The sequence below is a fragment of the Gilliamella sp. App6-5 genome, from assembly GCF_001690525.1.
GTDB classification, from domain to species: Bacteria; Pseudomonadota; Gammaproteobacteria; order Enterobacterales; family Orbaceae; genus Gilliamella; species Gilliamella apicola_H.
The window spans coordinates 1-15,106 of sequence record NZ_LZGT01000004.1 but is presented as its reverse complement, the minus strand read 5'-3'; the positions used below and the strand labels follow the sequence as shown (position 1 = coordinate 15,106).

Below are 15,106 nucleotides of genomic sequence, written 5' to 3'. Positions count from 1 at the left end.
GTTGACGATTTGGCGTAACACAAGCATAATGCGCCTCGCAGTGTTGGTTATGACGTTGCGAATAAATGGCTACGTAGCTCAGCTGGTTAGAGCACATCACTCATAATGATGGGGTCACAGGTTCGAATCCCGTCGTAGCCACCATTAAGATTAGGTAGTATTTTTACTGAAAATATTCAGTGCGGGTGTGGCGAAATTGGTAGACGCACCAGATTTAGGTTCTGGCGCCGCGAGGCGTGTGAGTTCAAGTCTCTCCACCCGCACCATTTAATCTTAATATCTATCCTTTATTGGGGTATAGCCAAGCGGTAAGGCAGCGGGTTTTGATCCCGCCACGCCCAGGTTCGAATCCTGGTACCCCAGCCATTCCAATATGCATAATTTTGGTATTTCATCCTTTGATTTGTATCAATATTTGGTGTATTAATTATTCACTATTTTCATGTGGAGCATAATGGAATTGGTAGACGCGCTAGATTCAAGGTCTAGCTTAGAATTGTGTGCGAGTTCAAATCTCACAGCTCGTATCAAAAGTGATTTTCACTTTCTATAGTGGGGTATAGCCAAGCGGTAAGGCAGCGGGTTTTGATCCCGCCACGCCCAGGTTCGAATCCTGGTACCCCAGCCAATACAGAAAAGTTGTATTGGGAATTGTTGGTTTTCTGACTAAAAAAGTTAACGAATCCCTGTTATAATAATTCTCAATAAACAGAATTCTTTATATACTTTACTGAGTGTAAATAATTACTTTTTGTAATTAAATTTATTTTAATAGGGATGGCACTTGGGTGTTTATATGGATTTTTTATTGACATAAGAAATTTTTATTTCAGTTTTTTCACAAAATAGTCTCCTTCTTCGTCTTTAAATATATCTTCAACGATAAAATTAATAATCAATTTTATTACGATGGCAAATAAGGTAAATAACATACTTACGAATAATATTTTGAAAGAATACTCCACTTTTATGCGCGCAGTCATTAGCTGTGTATTATCTGAAAACCAAACGAATGCTACACAACAAATTGCTACAATATAACAAATAAATGTCCAACCAAGCATCAGTCTTCCCATTATGTGTCCTTTTCTATCTCAAATTTTATTTTATCTAAAATGGTAGCATTAAAACATGCATTTTTTTCACCAATAACCATTTGTTTATTGTCAATCTGAGCGGCATATTCGATCGCAAAAGCTAACGCAACCCAATAATCACACTTGCCGGATTTACCAAATGTTGAATCAACATTATAAATATTTTTAATTGAACACCGCTTATCAATATAGCGTGATAAAACATTGACGTTAGTTTCTGATGATAATTGTGATAACCAAATAGCACCTAACTGCGTTTTATTGTTTTCATCATTGTCTAATTCTCCCCATAATTCAGCGTGCTCAAGAACATGATTAAGTTTTTCACCTTCTTCTGTTCGATGTAATGCAACCACCACCGATTTGCTTTTTTGTATATATTGAATAGTATTTTGTTTATTAATAAGATTTTTACCTAAAAAAATCATACTTGTCATAGCCTCAGCACTATACGCTGCAGGCTTTTCAAATAAATGCAAACTAATACAACACAATAAATAATCATCATTTGCAAAATCATCTAACCAGTCATCTAAAAAAATAGTACTCTGTTTTGCATCAATAACCTGCCAAGAATCAAATAAGTTTGTATTCCCTAGCTTATGTTCCCAAATTTTTTTAATATCTTCGGTTAATATGGGGACATCAATAAATAAGCGAATATGTTTTTGAACGCCATTAAAAGTGTTATCGTTTAAAATTGATAAAGTCTTATGTAACTTATCAAATAACTTATCTAGTTTTTGATTAAAATCGTCAGGTTTTAAATCATTAAATAGAAATTTTGAATAAAAAATTGGATTTTCATAATAATTTGACAAGTTAGTTGTTCTTGTTTCAAGTGACATTAGACCACCAACAAGCGCCTGAGCATGATTATCATCACCAAATTCAGATATCAAGTGGTGAAAAATAACATACAACGGTCTTTGACCATACTCAATGAGCTGTTGTTTCCGTTCTTCTCTTAATTGATTCCAAGTTTCAGCATAGTCTTTTTTACACCCTTGAACAAAAAACCATATGGATAATAATATCAACCAACTTAAAACTGAAAAACTAATACCAATCATTAGATGTTCCAGTGTTAAATTACTATTGAGTTGCTTCATGCAGGTAAAAAATAAGCCAATAGCAATAAATACAATTAATGCAATAAACCAAAATAGGCGAGATAGCCCTTTTTTTAGAATTATTGGTTGTGGAAGCGAAGTTAAATCGATAGCCATTAATTATTTTTACCAAAATTAGTTAGTGATGAAATTAGTGTACAGCCACATGCTGATCTATGTCCATGAAAAGCAACTTGTTTACCGTCTTCTATAAATTGAGGATCTCCTTCAATTATAGGATTAACACCATGATTTTTGATTGGGCAACTGACCATATCACCAACACGCGCAACACCTTTATTAAATACGACAAGTTTTGATGAAGCAGAAATAACTTTACCTCCGTGGTTAGTTAAATCGCCTAATCTAATTACCCCTTTCATGATTTTATTTCCTTTGACTTTGATAATTTATTAAAAAATAGCACATATAATTTCTAAAATTTAGTCAAAAATCTATTTTTCAGATTCTAATCTATCAACGGCTTTGTACTCTTTACTAGTATCAATTGTAAGATTTTTATAGCGTTCTTCCTCAGGAAAGTCTGGAATTCTATGATATGGAACACTGCCATATGTTACGTCAGTTATATTTCCTTGTTTATCAAGATGAACAATTTTGCTGTTCCCAGAACTAGGGGTATAAAAGATAGCTGTTTTATCTCCTTGTTCATTAAATAACGTGGTTTCAGAATAGTATTGACTTCCTTTGGGATAATATTTTTCCATACTTATTAGTTTATTATTTTGATCTTTTCTTATGGCCATTAAATCATTACCTTCTTCGTCATATTCCACATAAAGAGATTGTAATAGTGTTTTTTTATCCATTGCATAGATAAAAAATCTTAAATAACGCATATTAGCGCTATGGGGCCAGTAGCCATATTCCCATTTACAAATCGAAAGCAAAGGTTTTTTTTCAATAGCAATGATTTTGCCCATTTCTCTTGTTACTTTAATATAATTGGATAATGTAATTGCTTGTTCAATGGTGATCGGTTGCAGTTGTAAATGCGTATCTAAAATAAAAAAGTGAGAGCCATTTTCAAGATCTTTTAAACTGTTTAATTGCCGCTCATTAAGTAAAATATATTGTGGTTTACGTTTATAACTCCAACGCTCTTTAAATTGATAATTATCACCAACTTCATTGATTTTAAGTTTAGTACTAAACGGAGATTGAACGCGATAGGGCGCATTTTCAGCTTCTTCAAGGGAAATTGGGGCAAAATCAGGATAATTGGTAGGCATTCGGTAATGATTAAGTATTATTCTGGTCGAGCCATAATAAGGCACGTGAGGTTTAATCCCCATTGTGCGAACTTTAATGCATTTAGCAACATCTAATGGATTGATTAAGCCAGTCATAATTGCTCCTAATACATAGATTAATAATGGCATCATTATTAAGGTTAATGTTAATTTTTTTTTCATAGATATTATTTTTTATATATTACGCTTTCAGTATATCAGCTAATTTTTTTGCATTATCATTAACTTGCTTCATTTTTTTATAAATTTCATTAGCTTGTTTTCTGATACTTTCTGGGTTTTTTAATTTAATTACATGTCCATGATAATCAGTAGTATATCGATATTCATCTTTGTAATCACTAGCTGAGGCTAAAAACCTCATAAAATGTACATCTTTTAAAATATATCTATCTGCCAAATTTGCCTCATATAATAAATTAAATAGAAAAGTATGACAGTTATATTCTGTGTAACGCTCAAATGCATAAGACCATTTTTTTACTGCTTTATTTTCTTCTTCAGAAATATGACTTATTGCAAAGTTTCTTATCTCTTCAATGACGTCTTCTTCGGTTCGAGGATCATTGACAAAAAGATAAGGATGATTAACTTCACCTTTATCACTATTAGGGAGGGTATATCTTCCATTATGATGGGGATCAAAAGGATATAAAGAATAAATTTTATCTTCTTCTTTAATGATTGCTCTGCCTGCTTCATTAGGCTCTCCTTCTCCTTCGCCTTCGCCTTCGCCTTTTCTATCCTTATCCCGAAAATATTTACAATCACTATTTAAACAGCCATCAGCGGTAAAATTTTTTAAGAAAGTTGCGGGTTCTTTTGGATACCACCCATAACTTTCAATAAATCCTTCGCTGCCATCCATTTTGCTTAAATCATTAATTATTTCAATCCAATAGTGACCAGGAGCTGTTTCTGTATCCCATTCTATACGTCCACCAAGTATTAGGGTTGGAAGGCGACAAATTCGGATCCGTGTTAACTCTTTAAGGCCAGCTATAACAATTTGTTTGCGTAGATTATCTTGTGAATCAGCAACCGTTCTTCCAACTACATCAACCCAACCAGGAGGTGGTGTCCAAGTCTCAAAACCCATTTTTACTCCTTATAAATATATTACATATATTTCTGATCTTTATTATTTGTTTACCTTTGTTCTAAATAATGTCAAAAATAATACCTCACATTTTGCAAAAATAAATGGCTGTTAATCTTTTATTGATACTCATTTATTATCTAAAAATTTGTTGAACATTAGCCCAATAAATTCATCAGAATAAACTGGTAACATATCGTAAAGTTGAGGATTATTTTTATTTTTAATATGGCTTGTTGTAAATTTGATATTGCCTTCTTCATCCAGATATTGATTTTCAACACCATCACTATAATAACCGTAATAGCGAATAATATGATTGGTTTTTACACCATCAGGGGTAAAACGTTCTATTACGCCATAAATCCTATCTTTCTGAACTTTACTAAAAACTGCGATTTTTCTATTTTCATTATCTTTGATTGTTTGCGACACTGTATATAAACCAATATCATCATAGATCGTTTCTATGGTTATTGATGGCATAACAGGGCTTTCTAATACTTTCAATATTTGTTTAATCATTTGATTGTTATCTTTATATTCATACTGCTGTAACGTCTTTTGTATCCTCGTTTTTTGTAGTATTGAATCAATTTTCCCCATTACTTTTTCTACACGAACGTATCTAGGCAATGAAATAGCTTGTTCAATGCCATCTAATGGGATTAATTGACCTTTATCATCTAAGCTAAAAAAATACGAACCATTTTCTAACGATTTGAATTGTTCTAAAGGCAGTGATAACGGAACTTGTTGCCATTTTTCCATTGAAATTGTTTGATATTGATAATTATCACCTACTGTTACTTTAACTAAATCTACATACTCTTCTTTAGGATACTGAAATTCAGCTTCAGATAAGCTCATTGCAAATTGATGTGGGTAATTTTTATAACGTTCTTCCGCCCATTTTGGAAATGGAGTTGGGTGGTAATAACTACTGTTCGGTTTTATACCTAAAAATTTGGCTCGAGTGATGGCTTCTTGATCTGCTAGTGTGGTATCTTTATTAAATGCCATTTGTTGAATGAAATTACTTATATGGAAATGATGTGCCCTTTTAAAATCCATAGGAATAGATTGATAAATAGCGGGTTGAGGTAAATCCTGATCATAGAAAATTTCTGGTTTAGAATTTGTGGTTTTTACAATATTCCCTGATTCATCTAAATATTGGCTTTCAACATTACCTTTTTGATCATAAATAATGGTATGGTTAACCTTAACCCCTTTTTCATTAAAAATATCCATGATTGAATAAACATCGTTTGTATATAAATAAGTCATAACCGCTTTATAATTTGTCACTAGGTTATGTTCTAACATTTTAATTCGCTTGCCAGTTTGATCATTTTCAATTTCGTAGCGAACAAGTGCATTATTATTTAAATCAAGTTTTTCTCTAATTTTTTTCAGTATATTGCCATTTAGCCAGTATGAAAATATCGTTTTATTTATAAAAGCCAAAGGGCGTTTTTGCATTTTTACCACTTTACCTTGTTGGATGATTATCTTTAGATAACAGTCTTGTGCTAATGCATCTTCAACCGAGTTTAAGTGATGAAGTTGATACTTTTCGTCCAAGGTAAAAAAGTGTTCACCATCCGGATATCCATCAAACATGGCGGTGGGAAATAAAATATCAATTAAATTTCTACCTTTTACAAGAATACTTTTATATTGATAATTATCATCCAATTCAATAATTTGAATTATATTATCAGGAGAGTTGGGGTTTATTTTTTCTGCTTCAGCCAAAGTGATAAATGGCTGTGTTGGAAAATTTTTGTATTTACTATAATTATAATCAGAGTGAATGTATGTGATATGGGGCTGAATTCCTTGTGCTTTTAATTGGTTAATGATGATATCATCGGATAAATTTTCTTGCTGCTCAATTATGTTTGTATCTGCATAAATAAAATGAGTATTAATTACCCAACATAATAAAGATAAAATACAAGATATTATAAAATTTTTAATATTGATTTGCATAATTTTTACTTCTCTTAATAGTCAAAACAGCACCTCAAATTATTCAAAAATAAATGGCAGTTAAACAGTTATTGATACTTATTTATCTAAAAATCACTCATAACATTTTTCCTATTAATTACCTAAACACAGCTTTATCTTATTAATTTCCCAAAGCTTCTATATCGCTCTACACAAAAAATTTTATTGACTTTTTTAATTCATTTTTCATTTAAGTTTCATATCGCTTTTATTTAAAATTTATTATTGTTGATTTAAATAAGCATCAAAGATAATTTGTTCAAGATGGTCAGGAAAAATAGGAAATTTATCATATGGTTGATGATTATATCGAGCATTCATAATAATTGAATCATCTTTATCTTTACTTTTCTTATCTGAATCATCAATAGTTAGGATTACGTTTCCTTTTTCATCAAAAAACTGATTTTTTAAATAAAAATATCCATTAGATAAATCTACTCTTAGCTCAATATGATTAGTTATTACGCCGTTATCATCAAAACGATCTGATACCGCTATAAGTGGGTCTTCATTTATATAGTTATAGGTTCTAATAATAACTCCTTGAGCATTTTTGATTTGATAATATTTTACAATATTCGTTTCATCTTCATATTTTGACTCAATAATTAAATGAGGCAAAATCTCACTTTCAAGTACACTAACTTTGCTAGTTGTTAAATTATTGTCTTTATATTCAAACTCATTTAATACTTTATAAATCCGTGTTTTTTTAACTATCGAAATTATCTTACCCATCTCTTTTTCAACACGTATATAACTCGGCTGTTTAATCGCTTGTTCAATGTTTTCTAATGGCGTTAATTGTCCACGATTATCCATAACAAAAAAGTAGATGTCGTTTTCTAGCGGTTTAAATTGTTCTAACGGTAAATCAATAGGGATTTGTTGCCATTTTTCTTTAAGAATCGTTTTATATTGATAGTTATTACCTACTTCAAATTTGATTAAATCACTGTAATTGGCGTTAGGTTGTTGATTTTCAGCGTCAATTAAAGTTAAAGGCTTTTGGTGAGGAAAATTTTTATAACGTTCATCTGAAAAATAGGCATAAGGCAATTTAGCATAATAGATTTGGTTTGGTTTAATTTCTAAATATTTAGCACGGTTTATTGCTTCGTTATCCCACTGTAAGGTATTTTTATCAAAGGTATGTTTAAATAATTTTGTAGTCAAAACTCTTTTGGTTTTTTCAACATCCATTATTAATTTATTATAAGGATAAGATTCCTCTAAATCTTTCGCTGTATCAAATATTTCATCTAGAGCATGACCTGTTATTTTGATGATTTCTCCTTTGCTATTGAATTGTTTATTTTCGATTTGAGGTGCAGGTTTAGATTTATCGAAATAAATAACGCGATTGGTTAAAATGCCATTATTATCAAAATATTCCTCGATGCTTTTAATACCCTCTTTATTGATAGCGACACGGTGCATTGTTTGTTGCGTTAGCATATTTTTTTGGCTAGATTCTATAATTTGTCCATCCTCATCAAAAGATTCTTTATAAATATAAATAAGTTGACGATCGTTATTATACTTTTCTAATTGGACATATTTTATATTTTGATTCGGCCAGTAATTATAAGTAAAATGGCTAATTGATGTAAGCGGTCTTTTTTGAATGCTGACAACTTTTCCATGCTGTTTTTCAACTCGTATATAAGTTGGTGATTCAAATACTTCTTCAAAGTTTTCTTTTTTTTGTAACTGATTATGTTCATCGAGAACATAAAAATGGATTCCATCATCAAGTGTTTCAAAAGGTTCTGTTGGGTATAATATCTCAATGATATTTCGCCTTCTAGTAAGAATATCATTGTATTGATAATTACTATTTAATTTGATTTGTGAAACATTTTGTTTCGCCGAAAAATGCTTGCTTGATTTAGACTCTAAAACATTGTCGATTGATGTAAATAATTTTTCCGAAGGAAAACTATCATCTTTTTTTGAAAAAAAACTAAAATCATTCTGAAAATAGATTTGATTGGGCTCAATAGATTGAGCTTTTAATTGGTTAATGATCGCTGTTTGGTTATCCATTGTTACCTCCGCAAAAACATAATTAATGATTGCTGTTATGCATACTATAAAAAAGAATAAGTGAGGTACATAAAATTGATTAATACAATTCTTGAATCTCATTTCTAGCCCTTATTTTGTAAAATTTGACTGATTAGATATTTGTAGCAACTTAGTTATTAAGCTTTTCCTTTCTTGATATTTAGACTCTAGTTGATCTTTATCATTTAAAGACTCTTGATAAGCTGTAAAATGTGGATCTAGACCTTTCCCTATACATTCAGGATCGGCTAAATTGCAACTAGCAAGCAATAAGAACAACATTGTATGGCAATTAGTTTCATCAAATCCATCACCATTCCAGCTCCATTCAGGCTCATTTTTTTCAAATTTAGTTGTAAAATTTCTAATTTGCTCAATAATCTGTTCTTCAGTGCGTACATCACCAGATAATAAGTAAGGGTTTGTGGTTAAAGTAATGGGATTTTTTGAATCAAAACGCCGATGTTGAGAGCAATCAAACGCAATTGTTGATAGATCATTCTTAAGTTTACTTCTACCTGCAATTCGTTTTATTTTATAATTTAGGTCACGGTTTTCGTCTTCTTTTCTTCTATCTTTGTGATCGCCATTTACACAACCTTTGTTTTTTATACATCGAGAATTACGTGTAAATATATCGACAATACTTATATTATTAAAACTACTATTGGATATTGGGTACCAGCCATAACTTTCACGGAAACCATTTATTTTCTTCACTGTTTGATCAAGCCCTTTTAAATGTTTCTCTTTTAATCCTTTTTTTTTCGCTTCTACTATAAAATCATCCATTTCATTTTCATCTTTATGGACAATTTCTATCCAGTAATGACCTGGATTAATTCCTCTTTTAGGAATTCGCCGTATTAAAATATTTTCTAATTTTCGTGTTCCTGCTTTTACAGTAGTTTCTATCGTTTTATCGTTGCTTGAAGATTCACATGTTATTGATGTTGCTCCAGTACAATACATAAAATACCCCTAGAATCTAATTTTTTATACCTATTTATACCGAAATGTTACTTTATCTTCTTCATATCCTGATGTTACAATTTGCGCTTTACCTTGTGCATCGGTTTTGCCTAAAGCTATACATGGTAATGCCTTTATACTTCAGTACTAATTATCCAAAAAAACATAACTTAAATTAATTACACTAATTTGTTACTGTATTATTTACCGTAGACATGATTGGGATTAATCATTTTCTAACTCTCTTTGATAAAGCTTAAAAAGTTGATATTCCAGCTGATCTATAAAAATAGGATAGAAAGGTTCTTTATAAATTTTATCGTAGACTGAATCTTTTTCGGGATAATCATCCGTTGTTTTAATCAGTTGTCCTTTTTCGTCTAAATATTGGTTTATTATGTCAGGATCATTATTCTTATTTATTTCAATACGATTGGTTTTTATTCCATTTGAGTTAAATTCCTCAAAAATAGCATGAAAATCTGTTGGATTGATAACTGTAATTGTTCTTACCGTTATTCCTTGATTATCTTTAATCACTTGGTATTTGGGCAAATAATTTTCCCATTTTGTCTCAATGATTAAGTTTGGTAACAGCGTGCTTTCCAGTAAATTAAATTTACTGTTTTTCAAACTATTATCTTGATATTCAAACTCATTTAATACTTTATAAATTCGTGTTTTTTTAACTATCGAAATTATCTTACCCATCTCTTTTTCAACACGTATATAGTTTGGTTGTTCTACCGCTTGTTCAACGTTTTCTAATGGAATTAATTTTCCGTTATTGTCCATAACAAAAAAGTAGATGTCGTTTTCTAGTGGTTTAAACTGTTCTAATGGTAAAGTGATTGGAGTTTGTTGCCACTTTTCTTTAATCAAAGTTTTATACTGATAATTATTGCCCACTTCAAATTTGATTAAATCACTGTATTTGGCATTAGGTTGTTGATGTTCCGCTTCAATTAATGTTAACGGTTTTTGGTGGGGAAAATTTTTATAACGATTAGGCCAAAAAAGGGGATAAGTTACCTTTGCGTAATACGGTTGATTAGGAGTAATTCGTAAATACTTGGCGCGGTTTATCGCCTCGTTATCCCATTGTGTTGTATTTTTATCTACAGTATGAAGAAAAAACTTCTCTGTTAAAACTACGTCTGTTTTTTCAATATCCATTAATAAATTATTATAAGGATAACTCTCAGCTAATTCTTCTTTAAGCGGATCGAATATATCATCAGGCACCGTATTACTTATTGCTACCAGTTTTCCTTCATGATCCAATATTTGATTTTCGATTTTATGTTGAGAATTAGTGTTATCAAAATAAATCACATGATTGGTTTTATTACCCTGGCTATCAAAATATTCATCAACTCTTGATATGCCATCTTTGTTTATGTAGGTATAGCGTATATTTCGTCGTGTTAACAGATTCTTTTTATTACCCGTTATAATTTTTTCATTTTCATCATAAAATGTTTCATCATAATAAATTATTTGATGTTCATTATTATAATACTCCAATTTATCATACTTTAAATTTTGATTAGGCCAATATTCATAATTAAAATGGATAATCATATATATAGGTCGTTTTTGAATACTGATCACCTTTCCATCTAATTTTTCAACACGTATATAACCGGGCTCTTTAAACACCGCTTCAAAGTTTTCTTTTTTTTGCAATTGGTTGTCTTTATTTAAAATATAAAAATGGATACCGTCTTCAAGTGTTTCAAAAGGCTCTGTTGGATAGAGTATTTCTATAATATTTCTTCTTATCTTTGTAACTTCACGATATTGCTTATTTTCATTAAGTATTATTTGAGAAATTTCCTGTAATGCAATATCATCGTCAGGGTCTGTTTCTAACGTTGCGGGAGATAAAAATAATTTTCCTTCTGCAGGAGAACTATCTTCTTTATGACGAAAACTTTTAAAATCATACTGGTAGTAAATTCTATTAGCTTCTAGAGGTTGTGGTGTTTTCATAATTGTTTTTTGAACTATCATGTTTATATCCGCATAGGTAAAATTAGTATTAATGACCGAACACAAAAAATATAAAATAGAAATTGTTATAATATTTTTAGTATAAATTTGCATAATCGAATTTCCTATTTTAAAATTCAGTTTATTTAGCTTGTGCAAGCCTTGATATGTCGTGTAATTGTTCGATCATACAATGCCTTTGATAAAATTTTTCTTCATTCTCATCCTTATCTCCGTCAGGTTTGTCAAATTTATTTTTTAACTCGCTTCTATATGATTTAAAATAAGGGTCTTTCTTGGCGCCAATGCAGTCTGGATCGGCTAAATTACAACTGGCAAGTAATAAAAATACAAATGTGTGACAACAGGTTTCGTTATAACCATGCCCCTTATAACTCCATTCATCTTCAAATTTAGCAGCAAAATCTCTAATTTCTTCTATCACTTGCTCTTCCGTGCGCGAATCATCGGGCAATAAATAAGGATGAGTTGTAAAATCTATTTCATCTTCATGAAATCGACCATGTTGATGTGGATCAAAAGGTCTAATTGAAAGATGATTCTTTTCTTGATGTTTATCATCTTTTTTTTTGATGATTTCGTCTACCTGCTTCTCGTTCTTCTGTATGAAATAAATTATGTTCTTTATCTTTTTTTATCCTGTAATTGCAATCACCATTTAAAAAACCATTGCCTTTAAAATTTGCCCATCCATCCCAACGACCGTCATCAGGATACCATCCATAACTTTCACGAAAACCATTGGCTTTAGTGCATTCTTTATTCATTGAAATAAATTGTTTTTCAGTTAATTTTTGTTCCCTTGCCTCTTTTATAAAATCATCAGTCTCATCCTCATCATCATGAATGATTTCAATCCAATAATGCCCAGGAGACTGAATGCCACCTATTTTCATGAAAATTCTTCGTATTAAAATATTTTCTAATTTTCGTGTTCCTGCTTTTACAGTAGTTTCTATCGTTTTATCGTTGCTTGAAGATTCACATGTTATTGATGTTGCTCCAGTACAATACATAAAATACCCCTAGAATCTAATTTTTTATACCTATTTATACCGAAATGTTACTTTATCTTCTTCATATCCTGATGTTACAATTTGCGCTTTACCTTGTGCATCGGTTTTGCCTTCGGCAATTACTTGATTATCTTTATTTACGATTTGATATTCTCTATTCATAATCGGTTTGCCGGTTCCCTCTTCAACCAATACAAATTGTTTAACATAAGGTGCTTGTGGTTGCTGTTTTGGGAATGAATAAAGTGTTGGTAACATTTTTTGTGGGCCAGAGTATGGAAAGGCTTGTGCGCCATGTTTAATTATACCTGGTGCATAAAGTTCAATATTGCCATCGGCAATACGGATATAAGCACCACCACATGCAATGGTTATCTCTTTTTTAGCATTAATATTAATTTTATCGTCGTTGCTGACTATTTTGAGTGATTTGTCGGCTATTACCTCTATATCGCCATTATGGGCTTGCAGTTGGACTTTAGCTTCACCGCTAAATAATTTAATATTTTCTTTGGCAAAAACGGAATAATCTTTAGTTGCGCTAATATGCACTGAATTATTGGCGGCAATATTCGTATCATGTTTGCTAGTTAACAAAATATTTTGTTCAGCAAATTGATAAATACTATCAGGAGTGACTGCTGCTATACCTTTTGGACTAGATAACACCATACTTGGCTGAGTAAATGATAAATTATCATCAATTTTTGTTGCGGTATAACTCACAAACAGATTAAAGCTATCCGTGCCTTCCAATTTACCCGCTCGGTGACTATCTGAACGTTTAGATAGGCGATTAGATACACTCAAGCCTGTTTTTAATAATGTTGCTGTTTCATCACCATCTAAACTGGCCTTTTTAACACCTTGGTTGCCCTCTCGTTTATATGATGTCAAATAAACCCCTTTACCCGCTCGTATTACCCCCCACTCATCGGTACGTAGTTCAAAGCCTTCACCGCGCTTAATTTTTTTATTATCAACTAAATGCCCTAGATTGAGTTGTGTTTTACCGTATTCGGTGGCAAGTTTAATATGCTCTTGCCCGCGCTTATCATCCATTCTCAATTTGTTATTGGCGGGTGTTCGAATTACATTGCGGTGTTTATTGCGGATAGACACATGGTCTGGGTGGGCGCTGTCATGCATTGCATGGGCAATATAGGGGCGGTCAGGATTGCCATTCGTAAAAGCAACGGCAACTTCGGTACCCTCAATAAGGGGAAAATGAAAACCATAGGTATTCCCTGAATAAGGCTTGGCAAGCCTAACCCATAAACTTTCTTCGCCTTTTTTCCAGTTTTTTAAATCAAAGTTAAACTTAATACGATAGCGCCCCTGAGGGTCAATATAGCCATAGGTATCGTGATTAGGACTGGTCACTCTTGCTGGTAATGTACCGCTCACTTGTGGCCACGGTAATGGCGCAGGACGATAAGGTTTAAGTACATTAAACGGTATAGCGGTAAAGTGGGTTTGGTATGATTCGGTTCGGTCACCATGACTATGGGTTGCAACAATCATAATGCCGTCTTTGATATCGTTAATTGGGCAGCCATCAATAATAAGAAGTTGCCCTGGCGCTAACTGGTAATCATTACATTTGCCATAAATAGTTAATTGTTCGGTAATATGTTGTTGATGGCGGATGTGGGCATACCATTTGCCACTTTCAACAGTTTGAATATCTCCCTCTGTTTTATGATGCTCTTCATAACGATAGTCATCGCCACGGGTTGTGATATCTTTTTGTTGACTATTATCGGTGATGTGAAGGTTGTTATTTGCCGTGCGGTAGTTGTAATCATTAATACGCACCTGATTGGGTTTGGTTTTGCTGCTAAATTGCAAATCCCATACGCTATGACGGCGACTATCATTTAAACCACTGGGCTGCTTAATTGCAATATTACCCGCCTTTTTTAATCCTTGTTCATAATCACTCATGACCATGACATCACAGCGATGTTTTGGATGCGTTTCAAAATAAAACCAGATACCGACATCAGCTAATAATCGCTGAATAAAGGTTAAATCACTTTCTTGCCACTGGGTAATGAACTCACGAGCAGGGTAAGTTTCATTTAACTCCATTCGAAAATCAATCCCGATAAAACCGTGATTACGCAACACCTCTTCAACGACTTCAACGACGCTTCTATTTTGAAAAATAGCACTTTGATGATGGTTAGCTAGCAATGCCACTTTAGATTCAAACACCACCCGATAGTGAGCTTGGTCTTCACTCATTGAGACAAAACTAAATTCAGTAATCACCCCATAGAGTGTGCGGGGTTTATCTTCAATATCCAGTGAGCTTATTTGGGTGAGTGTAAGTGGTAAGGGGTTGGGATGAAAAGTCAGTGATGCGGTTTGGCTGAGTACTGAATCGATGGATATCTGACGATTTGTGCTGGTAAAATCAATG

General features: G+C 32.2%; 12 protein-coding genes and 4 tRNA genes. 4 read left to right on the top strand and 12 right to left on the bottom strand.

Annotated elements, in window-relative coordinates; genetic code table 11:
- The first annotated feature begins 67 nt into the window (after positions 1–67).
- The 4 genes from A9G24_RS00505 (at position 68) to A9G24_RS00490 (ending at position 628) form a co-directional block, all read left to right on the top strand.
- Positions 68–144, top strand: a tRNA-Met gene (locus A9G24_RS00505).
- A 37-nt stretch (positions 145–181) separates the two neighbouring features.
- Positions 182–266 (top strand) — tRNA-Leu (locus A9G24_RS00500).
- A gap of 25 nt (positions 267–291) precedes the next feature.
- Positions 292–366: transfer RNA gene (locus A9G24_RS00495), tRNA-Gln, on the top strand.
- Positions 367–553: 187 nt separating this feature from the next.
- Positions 554–628 (top strand) — tRNA-Gln (locus A9G24_RS00490).
- 196 nt (positions 629–824) lie between these two features.
- Here the strand turns inward: A9G24_RS00490 and A9G24_RS00485 are convergent.
- The 12 genes from A9G24_RS00485 to vgrG all read right to left on the bottom strand — a co-directional run.
- Positions 825–1,076: a hypothetical protein gene (locus A9G24_RS00485; protein WP_065637282.1), complete on the bottom strand. Its 252-nt coding sequence runs from the start codon at positions 1,074–1,076 to the stop codon at positions 825–827.
- Positions 1,076–2,326 (bottom strand): hypothetical protein, encoded by a 1,251-nt coding sequence (locus A9G24_RS00480; protein WP_065637281.1) that lies wholly within the window; start codon positions 2,324–2,326, stop codon positions 1,076–1,078. The genes A9G24_RS00485 and A9G24_RS00480 overlap by 1 nt, the downstream gene beginning before the upstream one ends.
- Positions 2,326–2,592 carry a PAAR domain-containing protein gene (locus A9G24_RS00475; protein ID WP_065636308.1) on the bottom strand — a complete coding sequence of 89 codons (267 nt, stop codon included), beginning with the start codon at positions 2,590–2,592 and terminating at the stop codon, positions 2,326–2,328. The genes A9G24_RS00480 and A9G24_RS00475 overlap by 1 nt, the downstream gene beginning before the upstream one ends.
- Positions 2,593–2,664: 72 nt before the next feature.
- Positions 2,665–3,645, bottom strand: a complete 981-nt coding sequence (locus tag A9G24_RS00470; RefSeq protein WP_065637280.1) for a hypothetical protein — start codon at positions 3,643–3,645, stop codon at positions 2,665–2,667.
- Between the two features lie 19 nt (positions 3,646–3,664).
- Positions 3,665–4,582 carry a hypothetical protein gene (locus tag A9G24_RS00465; protein ID WP_065637279.1) on the bottom strand — a complete coding sequence of 306 codons (918 nt, stop codon included), beginning with the start codon at positions 4,580–4,582 and terminating at the stop codon, positions 3,665–3,667.
- Positions 4,583–4,711: 129 nt separating this feature from the next.
- Positions 4,712–6,580: a hypothetical protein gene (locus tag A9G24_RS00460; protein ID WP_065637278.1), complete on the bottom strand. Its 1,869-nt coding sequence runs from the start codon at positions 6,578–6,580 to the stop codon at positions 4,712–4,714.
- Positions 6,581–6,823: 243 nt separating this feature from the next.
- On the bottom strand, positions 6,824–8,653 hold the full coding sequence (locus A9G24_RS00455; protein WP_065637277.1) for a hypothetical protein: 1,830 nt from the start codon (positions 8,651–8,653) through the stop codon (positions 6,824–6,826).
- 111 nt (positions 8,654–8,764) lie between these two features.
- Complete coding sequence (locus A9G24_RS00450) at positions 8,765–9,646, bottom strand: hypothetical protein (RefSeq protein WP_065637276.1); 882 nt, start codon at positions 9,644–9,646, stop codon at positions 8,765–8,767.
- Positions 9,647–9,871: 225 nt separating this feature from the next.
- Positions 9,872–11,755 carry a hypothetical protein gene (locus A9G24_RS00445; RefSeq protein ID WP_065637275.1) on the bottom strand — a complete coding sequence of 628 codons (1,884 nt, stop codon included), beginning with the start codon at positions 11,753–11,755 and terminating at the stop codon, positions 9,872–9,874.
- A 28-nt stretch (positions 11,756–11,783) separates the two neighbouring features.
- A complete protein-coding gene (locus A9G24_RS00440; RefSeq protein ID WP_141673012.1) occupies positions 11,784–12,086 on the bottom strand; it encodes a hypothetical protein in 303 nt (100 codons plus the stop codon).
- Between the two features lie 133 nt (positions 12,087–12,219).
- The gene (locus A9G24_RS00435) at positions 12,220–12,678 is read right to left on the bottom strand and encodes a hypothetical protein (RefSeq protein WP_065637273.1); all 459 of its coding nucleotides are present in this window, start codon (positions 12,676–12,678) and stop codon (positions 12,220–12,222) included.
- 30 nt (positions 12,679–12,708) lie between these two features.
- Positions 12,709–15,106 (bottom strand): type VI secretion system Vgr family protein (gene vgrG / locus A9G24_RS00430; RefSeq protein ID WP_065637272.1); only part of this gene is annotated, 2,398 nt, incomplete at its 5' end.

Bases quoted from the DNA above. Each gene is read 5' to 3' on its own strand.
- A9G24_RS00460 (WP_065637278.1), bottom strand. From the start codon at position 6,580: ATGCAAATCAATATTAAAAATTTTATAATATCTTGTATTTTATCTTTA.
- A9G24_RS00455 (WP_065637277.1), bottom strand. From the start codon at position 8,653: ATGGATAACCAAACAGCGATCATTAACCAATTAAAAGCTCAATCTATT.
- A9G24_RS00450 (WP_065637276.1), bottom strand. From the start codon at position 9,646: ATGTATTGTACTGGAGCAACATCAATAACATGTGAATCTTCAAGCAAC.
- A9G24_RS00480 (WP_065637281.1), bottom strand. From the start codon at position 2,326: ATGGCTATCGATTTAACTTCGCTTCCACAACCAATAATTCTAAAAAAA.
- A9G24_RS00465 (WP_065637279.1), bottom strand. From the start codon at position 4,582: ATGGGTTTTGAGACTTGGACACCACCTCCTGGTTGGGTTGATGTAGTT.
- A9G24_RS00445 (WP_065637275.1), bottom strand. From the start codon at position 11,755: ATGCAAATTTATACTAAAAATATTATAACAATTTCTATTTTATATTTT.
- A9G24_RS00485 (WP_065637282.1), bottom strand. From the start codon at position 1,076: ATGGGAAGACTGATGCTTGGTTGGACATTTATTTGTTATATTGTAGCA.
- A9G24_RS00475 (WP_065636308.1), bottom strand. From the start codon at position 2,592: ATGAAAGGGGTAATTAGATTAGGCGATTTAACTAACCACGGAGGTAAA.
- A9G24_RS00470 (WP_065637280.1), bottom strand. From the start codon at position 3,645: ATGAAAAAAAAATTAACATTAACCTTAATAATGATGCCATTATTAATC.
- A9G24_RS00435 (WP_065637273.1), bottom strand. From the start codon at position 12,678: ATGTATTGTACTGGAGCAACATCAATAACATGTGAATCTTCAAGCAAC.